General features: G+C 60.7%; 7 protein-coding genes. All 7 read left to right on the forward strand.

What is annotated here, in order from left to right:
* Positions 1-419: 419 nt before the first annotated feature.
* Entirely contained in the window at positions 420-1,412 is a 993-nt protein-coding gene (locus J0I64_RS06530) for an oxidoreductase (RefSeq protein ID WP_291406793.1), read from the forward strand.
* Positions 1,413-1,591: 179 nt separating this feature from the next.
* Positions 1,592-2,575, forward strand: a complete 984-nt coding sequence (locus J0I64_RS06535; RefSeq protein WP_291406794.1) for a LacI family DNA-binding transcriptional regulator — start codon at positions 1,592-1,594, stop codon at positions 2,573-2,575.
* A gap of 98 nt (positions 2,576-2,673) precedes the next feature.
* Entirely contained in the window at positions 2,674-3,948 is a 1,275-nt protein-coding gene (locus J0I64_RS06540) for an extracellular solute-binding protein (RefSeq protein WP_291406795.1), read from the forward strand.
* A 207-nt stretch (positions 3,949-4,155) separates the two neighbouring features.
* Positions 4,156-4,986: a carbohydrate ABC transporter permease gene (locus J0I64_RS06545; protein ID WP_291406799.1), complete on the forward strand. Its 831-nt coding sequence runs from the start codon at positions 4,156-4,158 to the stop codon at positions 4,984-4,986.
* Positions 4,983-5,801, forward strand: coding sequence for a carbohydrate ABC transporter permease (locus tag J0I64_RS06550; protein WP_291406796.1), 819 nt, complete (start codon positions 4,983-4,985; stop codon positions 5,799-5,801). The genes J0I64_RS06545 and J0I64_RS06550 overlap by 4 nt, the downstream gene beginning before the upstream one ends.
* Before the next feature lie 7 nt (positions 5,802-5,808).
* Entirely contained in the window at positions 5,809-8,010 is a 2,202-nt protein-coding gene (locus J0I64_RS06555) for a glycoside hydrolase family 2 TIM barrel-domain containing protein (RefSeq protein WP_291406797.1), read from the forward strand.
* A gap of 9 nt (positions 8,011-8,019) precedes the next feature.
* Positions 8,020-8,848, forward strand: an 829-nt coding sequence (ugpC, locus tag J0I64_RS06560) for a sn-glycerol-3-phosphate ABC transporter ATP-binding protein UgpC (protein ID WP_291406798.1), incomplete at its 3' end; no start/stop codon positions are given.

The raw sequence follows: 8,848 nt of genomic DNA on the forward strand, positions 1-8,848 counted from the left end.
GCAGCTTCAAGATGCGCACCCGGATCGGCGAGGCCAAACCTTTCAAAACCTCGATGTCCTCTTCGGGATCGACGACGAGAAAGTTACGGCTCATAGGGGATTAGGCTTTCAGATGATGGACTGCAATTGTCTATCAAAAAGCCTGAACCAATCAAGCGACGTGCAACGGTTTCGTCACAAAAGCCGTAAATTCAGGCCTTTCAACGCTTCGGTATTATTGATGCGGTGTCGATCCGCGCTGGCATGGCGGCGTCCGGGCCGTCCGAACACTTGCCGCAAATGCGGCCACGGTTTCGCTTTGATTTCATCGCCTTACGCTGCCCCCGGGCTAGGCGGTACGTGGCGCGGCTTGTGACGTTCGCCCCCGGTGCGCTAGTTTGTCCCTCGGCGAACCGACGTCCGAGATCAGGAGAAAATCGATGAGCTTTCGCGCCCTTGTCACGCAGAGAGCCGAAGACGGCAGCGTCACCAATGCGGTCGAAATGTTTGACGATTCTCGTCTTCCCGAGGGCAATGTAACCGTCGATATCGATTGGGCCGACCTCAACTACAAGGATGGCCTGTGCCTGACGGGGCAGGGCGGTTTGGTCCGGGCCTTCCCCCACATCGCAGGCATCGATTTTGCCGGCGCGGTCCGCGAAAGCTCCGATAGCCGCTACCGGCCGGGCGATGCTGTGGTGCTCACAGGCTGGCGAGTCGGTGAAACCCATTGGGGCGGTTTTTCCGAGCGCGCCCGCGTCAATGGCGATTGGCTTGTGCCCCTGCCAAAAGGCCTTTCCGCCCGCGACGCCATGATCGTCGGTACCGCCGGCCTCACAGCCATGCTCGCCATTATTCGGTTGGAAGCGGCGGGGCTTGCGCCGTCCTCAGGCGAAGTGCTCGTTACCGGCGCGTCCGGCGGTGTTGGCTCTATTGCCATCTCGCTTCTCGCCCGCCTGGGTTACGCCGCCGTCGCCCTTTCCGGGCGTCCGGAAAACTCGGACGCGCTCACGGCGCTCGGCGCAACGCGTATCGTTGAGCGCGCCGAATTCCTCGCCGAGGCCGAAAAGCCCCTTGAGCCCGCCCGCTGGGCCGGCGTCGTCGATTGCGTCGGCGGCAATGTGCTGGGCAAGGTGCTTAAGCAGGTGAAATATGGCGGCTCCGTCGCCGCCCTCGGCAATACCGCCGGCATCGGCCTCAATACGAATGTCCTGCCGTTCCTGCTGCGTGGCGTAAATCTGCTCGGTATAGACAGCGTCATGCAGCCCTATGGAAGGCGCATCGCCGCCTGGCAGCGCGTCGCCGAGCTCTTTGACATCAGTGCCTATGCTTCCCTGGTGGAGGAAGTCACCTTGGAAGCGCTCCCGGAAGCTGCCGGCCGCATCCTGAGGGGCGAAGTTCGGGGCAGGGTGCTGGTAAATCCAAAGGGCTGACGGGGGCACAAACCCTCCATCAGCCGTCGTGTCGGGCCTGTCCCGGTGGTCCAGTTTGCTCGAAAGGGATCGCCTGAACAGGCCGGACGGTGACGGGGCCAGGGCCCCAAATTGCTTACCGTCGTCGCTCCGATCAGCCCGTTGACCGTCGGGCTCACGCGGTTGTAGCTTCGCCCACCATGGTCACTCTCAAGGAAATCGCGGCGGCGGTGGGCGTTTCGAGCGCTACGGTATCGCGCGTGCTCAACTACGACACAACGCTGTCGATCTCCAACCGCAAGCGCCAAGCCATCATCGAGACGGCCGAAAAGCTGAATTATGCGACGCCGCGCAATCGCAATCGCGCCAATGTCCAGGGGCTTACCAAGCTTGCATTGGTGCATTCCCTGCGTCCCGAGCAGGAATTGGTCGATCCCTATTATGTTGCCATGCGTCTCGGCATCGAGAGCCGTTGCGCTGCGCTCAAGATCGAAACGGTAAAAGTTTACCACACCGATGCAAAACCCGACGCTGGCATGCTGCAAAGCGCTTCGGGTGTCATTGCCATCGGCCGCCACGATGACGAAGAGATCGAGTGGCTGCAGCGTCACGCCAAGCAGCTGGTCTTTGCGGACTATGCTCCGCCTGACGATCACATCGATTCCGTCCAGGCCGACCTGCGCCACGCCATGGAAAAGCTGCTGCAGTCTCTGGCCAACCTGGGCTATCGCCGCATGGCCTATATCGGGTGGGGTGATCGCCGAGCCCAGGCGTTCGTGCAGTGGATGACCAAGGCTGGCTGGTTCGATGACCGCATGTTCCGCTCGGGCGACAATACGGAGCAGGGCGGGTATCGCCTGACCAAAGAAATTTTCAGTGAAAAGCGCCCTCCTGACGCGATCATCACGTTCAATGACTCCATGGCCATCGGCGCCTATCGCGCCATCCATGAGCTCGGCCTCTCCATTCCCAATGACGTTGGGGTGGCGAGCTTTAATGACATTTCCGTGGCTCAATTCCTCAATCCGCCGCTGACCACGGTGCGTCTCCCCGCCGAGGAAATCGGCGAAGCGGCGGTGGAATTGCTGCTCGAGCGGGTTGGAGGGCGCGATCTCGCCAAGCAGATTACGCTGGCGTCGACGCTCGTTTGGCGGAGCAGCATACGCCAACCCGTTGAAAAATAAAGAAGTAAAAATTTACTGAAATTCTTGCCTAACGCACGGGTTACGGTTAAGCTTCCGTCTACGGGTGAAGAGGAAACACCCGTTAGGGAGGATTTGCAATGACCCGTCTGTCCACGGGCTGGAAGCGCGCGGCTGCCGTTGCGCTGGCCAGCGTTAGCATGTTCAGCATCACCGCCGCTTCGGCCGTCGAAGTCACCGTCTGGTGCTGGGATCCGAATTTCAACGGCGCCACCATGAAGGAAGCGGCTGCGCGCTATTCCGCCGCCCATCCTGACGTGACCTTCAATATCGTCGACTTCGCCAAGGCCGACCTCGAGCAGAAGCTGCAGGCGCAGCTGGCCTCGGGTACCACCGATGGCCTGCCCGATATCGTCCTGATTGAAGACTACGGTGCCCAGAAGTACCTGCAGTCGTTCCCGGGCGCTTTTGAGCCGCTGAACTCTGCCGTCGATTACTCGGGCTTCGCGCCCTACAAGGTCGAACTCGCCACCGTCAACGGCCAGACCTATTCGCTGCCCTTCGACTCCGGCGTCACCGGCTACTTCTACCGCTCCGACCTTCTCGGGGAAGCCGGCTTCACCGCTGCTGACCTCCAGGACATCACCTGGGACAAGCTGATCGAGATCGGTAAGGCCGTGAAGGAAAAGACCGGTGGCATCCTGCTGCCGATCGATCCGAACGACGCCGGCTGGCTCCGCATCATGATGCAGTCCGCAGGCTCCTGGTACTTCAATCCCGATGGCAGCGTGCACATCGCTGACAATCCGGTCCTGAAGGCCTCCATCGAGACCTATCAGCGCCTGCTCGCCGCCGGCATTTCCAAGCCGGTTGCCGGCTGGACCGAATATACCGGCTCCTTCACCTCGGGTGACACGCTCTCGACCTTCACCGGCGTGTGGATGGTTGGCACGATCAAGGCCAATGCCGATCAGTCCGGCAAGTGGGGCATCGCGCCGCTCCCGGCTCTCGATGGTGTCGAAGGCGCCACCAATGCCTCCAATCTCGGCGGCTCGAGCTGGTACGTGCTCGCTTCGTCCGCTGAAAAGGCCGAAGCCGTTGATTTCCTCGCCCAGGTTTGGGGCAAGGACGTCGACTTCTACCAGAAGATCCTGGTCGATCAGGGCGCTCTCGGCTCGCTCCTCGCTGCGCGCGAAGGCGAAGCCTACAAGGCAAGCGACGCCTTCTTCGGCGGCGCCCCGGTGTGGCAGAACTTCTCCGATTGGCTCGGCAAGATCCCGGCCGTGAACTACGGCATCTTCACCAACGAAGCTGACGCTGCCGTCGTCGCCCAGATCCCGGCCATCACCTCCGGTGGCAATGTCGACGAGATCATCGCCGCCATCGACTCCCAGGTCCGCCAGCAGGTCCAGTAAAACCGTCGTCTCGGGTCCGCGCCTCAGGTGCGGACCCTATCTCGGTGTCATCCCGGCGAAAGCGGGGATACCTGTTCGGCAACCGATTTTCCCGTTTTCGCGGCAGTGACGTCGGGGCTGGACTTGGCAGTGGTGACAACAACGGAGAATAGCGTGGCGCAATCGGGTCTCGCGCGAAACGAGCAGGTGAGCGGCTGGCTCTTCATCATGCCCGCCCTGGTCCTTTTGGGCCTGTTCATGATCTATCCGATCCTGTGGTCGCTCTGGATGAGCTTTCAGGTCGGCCGCGGCATGGCGTTCAGCTTTGGCGGCCTCACCAATATCATCCGCCTGACGCAGGACCCGGTCTTCATCCGCGCCCTCACCAATACGCTGATCTTCCTGGCCATCCAGGTCCCGATCATGCTGATCCTGGCGCTGCTCTTCGCCAATGCGCTCAATGATTCAAAGCTCTGGGGCAGGGGCCTTTTTCGCACGGCCATCTTCCTGCCCTGCGTCACCTCGCTTGTCGCCTATTCCGTCGTCTTCAAATCCATGTTCGCTCAGGACGGCGTCATCAATCAGTTCCTGATGTTCGCCCACATCATCGCCAGTCCCATTCCGTGGCTGGCCGATCCCTTCTGGGCCAAGGTCGTCGTCATCTCCGCCATTACCTGGCGCTGGACCGGCTACAACATGATCTTCTATCTCGCCGCCATGCAGAACATCGACCGCTCGATCTACGAAGCGGCCAAGATCGATGGCGTCCCCGCCTGGGCACGCTTCTGGTACATCACCGTGCCGATGCTGAAGCCGGTCATTCTTTTCACCACGGTCATCTCGACCATCGGCACCCTGCAGCTCTTCGATGAGCCCAACCTGCTCACCCAGGGCGGTCCTTCGGATTCGACGCTGACCCTGTCGCTCTACATCTACAACCTGAGCTTCAAGTTCATGCCCAGCTTCGGCTACGCCTCGACGGTTTCCTACGTCATCGTGGTCCTCGTCGGCATTCTGAGCCTCATCCAGTTCCTCTTGGCCCGGGAGAAACGCGCATGAGCAACCCTCTCGCCCTTCTCGGCCGCGTCGCCACCTATCTGCTGCTGATCGTTGCCGCCATCATCTCTGTTTTCCCATTCTTCTGGATGGCTGTCGGCGCCACCAACATTTCGGCCGACATCATCAAGGGCAAGGCGAGCCCCGGCGGCGCTTTGATCCAGAACCTCAGCGTGTTCTTCAATTCCGTGGATATGCCGAGGATCCTGTTCAACTCGTTCCTGATCGCCGGCCTCGGCACGGCATTGACCCTGCTGATCTCTTCGCTTGCCGGCTATGGCTTCGAAATCTTCCGCTCAAAGTTCCGCGAACGGATTTTCGGCGGCCTGCTGTTGATGCTTTCGGTGCCCTTCGCGGCCCTCATGATCCCGCTCTTCATCATGATGGCCAACTTCAAGATGATTAACACCTATCAGGCGATCATCCTGCCCACCGTCGCCTCGATCTTCATCATCTTCTATTTTCGCCAGGCGACGAAGGCCTTCCCTCATGAGCTGCGCGATGCCGCCCGCATCGATGGCCTCAAGGAGTGGCAGATCTTCCTCTATGTCTACATGCCGGTGATGCGCTCAACCTATGCGGCCGCCACCATCATCGTCTTCATGGCCAACTGGAACAATTATCTCTGGCCGCTCATCGTCCTGCAGACCAATGAGATGAAGACGCTCACCCTTGTCGTCGCCGGTCTCACCTCCGCCTATACGCCCGATTTCGGTGTCGTCATGGTCGGGGCGATCTTTGCGACCCTTCCCACCCTCGTCATTTTCTTCCTGCTCCAGCGCCGTTTCGTCGAAGGCATGCTGGGCGCCGTCAAGTAGAACACCCATGCGCCCTCTGATCGATTTCAATTCCGACTGGCTCTTTGAAGGCAAGGACACGGTCCGCCTGCCGCACAATGCGGTGGACCTGCCGTTCTCCTACTTTGACGAAAAGGCCTATCAGCGCGAATTCACCTACGAAAAGCGCTTCGCCGCCGATCCATCCTGGCAGGGCAAGGATGTCTCCGTCGTCTTCGATGGCGCCATGGCCAATTCCCGCGTCTATCTCAATGGCGAGGAAATCGCCGCTCACAAGGACGGCTACACTCCCTTTGAAGGCCGTCTCACCGGCCGCCTGAAGCCGGGCGAAAACATCCTCAAAGTCGTCATCGACGGCAGTGAAAACCCCGCCATCCCGCCCTTCGGCGGCCAGATCGACTATCTCACCTATGCCGGCCTCTATCGCGAAGCCTGGCTGCGCGTCACCGCGCCGATTTTCGTCGGCAATGCCAAGATCGAAACCCCCAACGTTCTAGCCGACAAGAAATCGGTCAGCGCTCGCATCGATCTCTCCAATCCGCAGAACCTGCCGCTCTCTGGTACGCTCGTTGCCACAATCAAGGATGCATCAGGCAACGAGATCGCCAGCACCGACGCTGCCATTTCTGGCGCCTCCGTTGATGTCAGCTTCGACAATCTTGCCGACATCACACTCTGGGATTTGAAAACTCCGGCGCTCTACACCCTGGAAGTTACCATTGACACCGCCTCCGGCCAGGATGTCGCAAAAGTTCGCTTCGGCTTCCGCAGTGCCGAGTTCACCACCGATGGGTTCAAGCTCAACGGCAAGCTTCTGAAACTGCGCGGCCTCAATCGCCACCAGTCCTTCCCCTATTCCGGCTATGCCATGGGCAAGTCGGCCCAGGTGCAGGACGCCAAGATTCTGAAGCACCAATTGCACCTCAACATGGTGCGCACCTCGCACTATCCGCAGAGCCACTATTTCCTCGATCGCTGCGACGAGATCGGCCTGCTCGTGTTCGAAGAAATCCCCGGCTGGCAGCATATCGGCCCGGCGGAGTGGAAGGATGAAGCGGTCGAAAACGTCCGCCGCATGATCACCCGCGATTGGAACCACCCCTCCATCGTCATCTGGGGCGTCCGCATCAACGAAAGCCAGGACGACCACGATTTCTACCTCCGCACCAACAAGTTGGCGCATGAGCTGGACACCACCCGCCAAACCGGCGGCGTCCGCTACATCACCGACAGCGAGCTGCTCGAAGACGTTTACACCATGAACGACTTCATCCTCGGCAATGAGGAATGGGGCGGCAATCGCCCGCGCACTCCGCTGCGTCCGCAGCAGGAGGTCACCGGCCTCAATCGCGTCGTGCCCTATATGATCACCGAATATGGTGGGCATATGTACCCCACCAAGAGCAATGATCAGGAACAGCGCCAGGCCGAACACGTCCGCCGCCATCTTGAGGTGATGAACGCCGCTTATGGCGATCCGCAGATCGCCGGCTGCATCGGCTGGTGCGCCTTCGACTACAACACCCACAAGGATTTTGGCTCCGGCGACCGCCTCTGCCACCACGGCGTCATGGACATGTTCCGCGAGCCAAAATTCGCCGCCTATGCCTATGCCAGCCAGTGCGAGCCCGAAGACGAAGTCGTGCTCAAGCCCGTTACCTTCTGGGCTCGTGGCGAGCGCAACATCGGTGGGGTTCTGCCGCTGATCATCCTCACCAATTGCGACGAGGTCGAACTGACCTATGGCCAGAACGCGCCCAAGCGCTTCCGTCCCGATCGCGAAGCCTTCCCGCACCTTCCCCACGCGCCTGTCGTCATCAAGCGCGAAGACCTGACCGATGAAGAACTTGGCCTCTGGGGCATGTCCTGGGAAGATGCTGTTATCACCGGCTATGTGAAGGGCGCCGTCGCCAAGACGGTAAAGCTCATCTCCGATCCGATCGCCACCGAGCTCCAGGTCACCCCCGATCACACCGAACTCGGTGCCGAGGGCGATACGGTCCGTGTCATCGTTCGGGCATTGGATCAGTCGGGCAAAAAACTGCCCTTCTTCCCCGAACCGGTGTCCATCGAAGTGTCGGGCGCCGCTGAGCGCCTTGGTCCCGGCCTCGTGCCGCTGCGAGCCGGCTCCACCGGCTTCTGGCTGCGCACCACCGGCAAGGGCCCGATTACCGTTACCGTCACCAATGAGCGGCTTGGCCGCACCGTCGCAACGCTCACCGCTGTCTGAGGGTCGTCAATGTCCGGTCTGAAACTTCGAAATGTGAAAAAGTCCTTTGGTGCGGTCGACGTCATCAAGGGCGTCGACCTCGATATCGAGGACAAGCAGTTCGTGGTTTTTGTCGGCCCGTCGGGCTGCGGCAAGTCCACGCTCCTGCGCATGATCGCCGGGCTCGAACAGATCTCCTCGGGCGATGTCTTCATCGGCGAAAAGCGCATGAACGATGTCGATCCCGCCCAGCGCGGCATCGCCATGGTGTTCCAGTCCTATGCGCTTTACCCGCATATGACCGTCCGCGAAAACATGGGCTTCGCGCTCAAATTCGCGGGCGCCCCCAAGGATGAAATCGCACGGCGCGTGGGCGATGCCGCCCGCATTCTCGAACTTGGAAAACTTCTCGATCGCAAGCCCGGTCAGCTCTCCGGCGGCCAGCGTCAGCGCGTCGCCATCGGCCGCGCCATCGTGCGGCATCCTGACGTCTTCCTCTTCGACGAGCCGCTGTCCAACCTCGACGCGGAACTCCGCGTCCACATGCGCATCGAGCTGGCTCGCCTCCACAAGGAACTGCAGACCACCATCATCTACGTCACCCACGACCAGGTCGAGGCCATGACCCTGGCCGACAAGATCGTGGTTCTCCGCGATGGCGTCATCGAGCAGGATGGTTCCCCTCTCGAACTCTATGACGACCCGGACAATCTCTTCGTTGCCGGCTTCATCGGCTCGCCGAAAATGAACCTCCTCGACGGCACCGTCGAAGCAGGCGGCATCCGCCTCGCCGATTTCCCCAACGACCTCATCCCATCGCCCATCGCCATCTCGGCCGGCACCGCCGTTACCGTCGGCA

The organism is Devosia sp., assembly GCF_017307565.1.
In the GTDB taxonomy this organism is placed as follows: domain Bacteria; phylum Pseudomonadota; class Alphaproteobacteria; order Rhizobiales; family Devosiaceae; genus Devosia.

Coding starts and splice junctions, on each gene's coding strand:
- J0I64_RS06530 (WP_291406793.1), top strand. CDS start 420: ATGAGCTTTCGCGCCCTTGTCACGCAGAGAGCCGAAGACGGCAGCGTC.
- J0I64_RS06535 (WP_291406794.1), top strand. CDS start 1,592: ATGGTCACTCTCAAGGAAATCGCGGCGGCGGTGGGCGTTTCGAGCGCT.
- J0I64_RS06540 (WP_291406795.1), top strand. CDS start 2,674: ATGACCCGTCTGTCCACGGGCTGGAAGCGCGCGGCTGCCGTTGCGCTG.
- J0I64_RS06545 (WP_291406799.1), top strand. CDS start 4,156: ATGCCCGCCCTGGTCCTTTTGGGCCTGTTCATGATCTATCCGATCCTG.
- J0I64_RS06550 (WP_291406796.1), top strand. CDS start 4,983: ATGAGCAACCCTCTCGCCCTTCTCGGCCGCGTCGCCACCTATCTGCTG.
- J0I64_RS06555 (WP_291406797.1), top strand. CDS start 5,809: ATGCGCCCTCTGATCGATTTCAATTCCGACTGGCTCTTTGAAGGCAAG.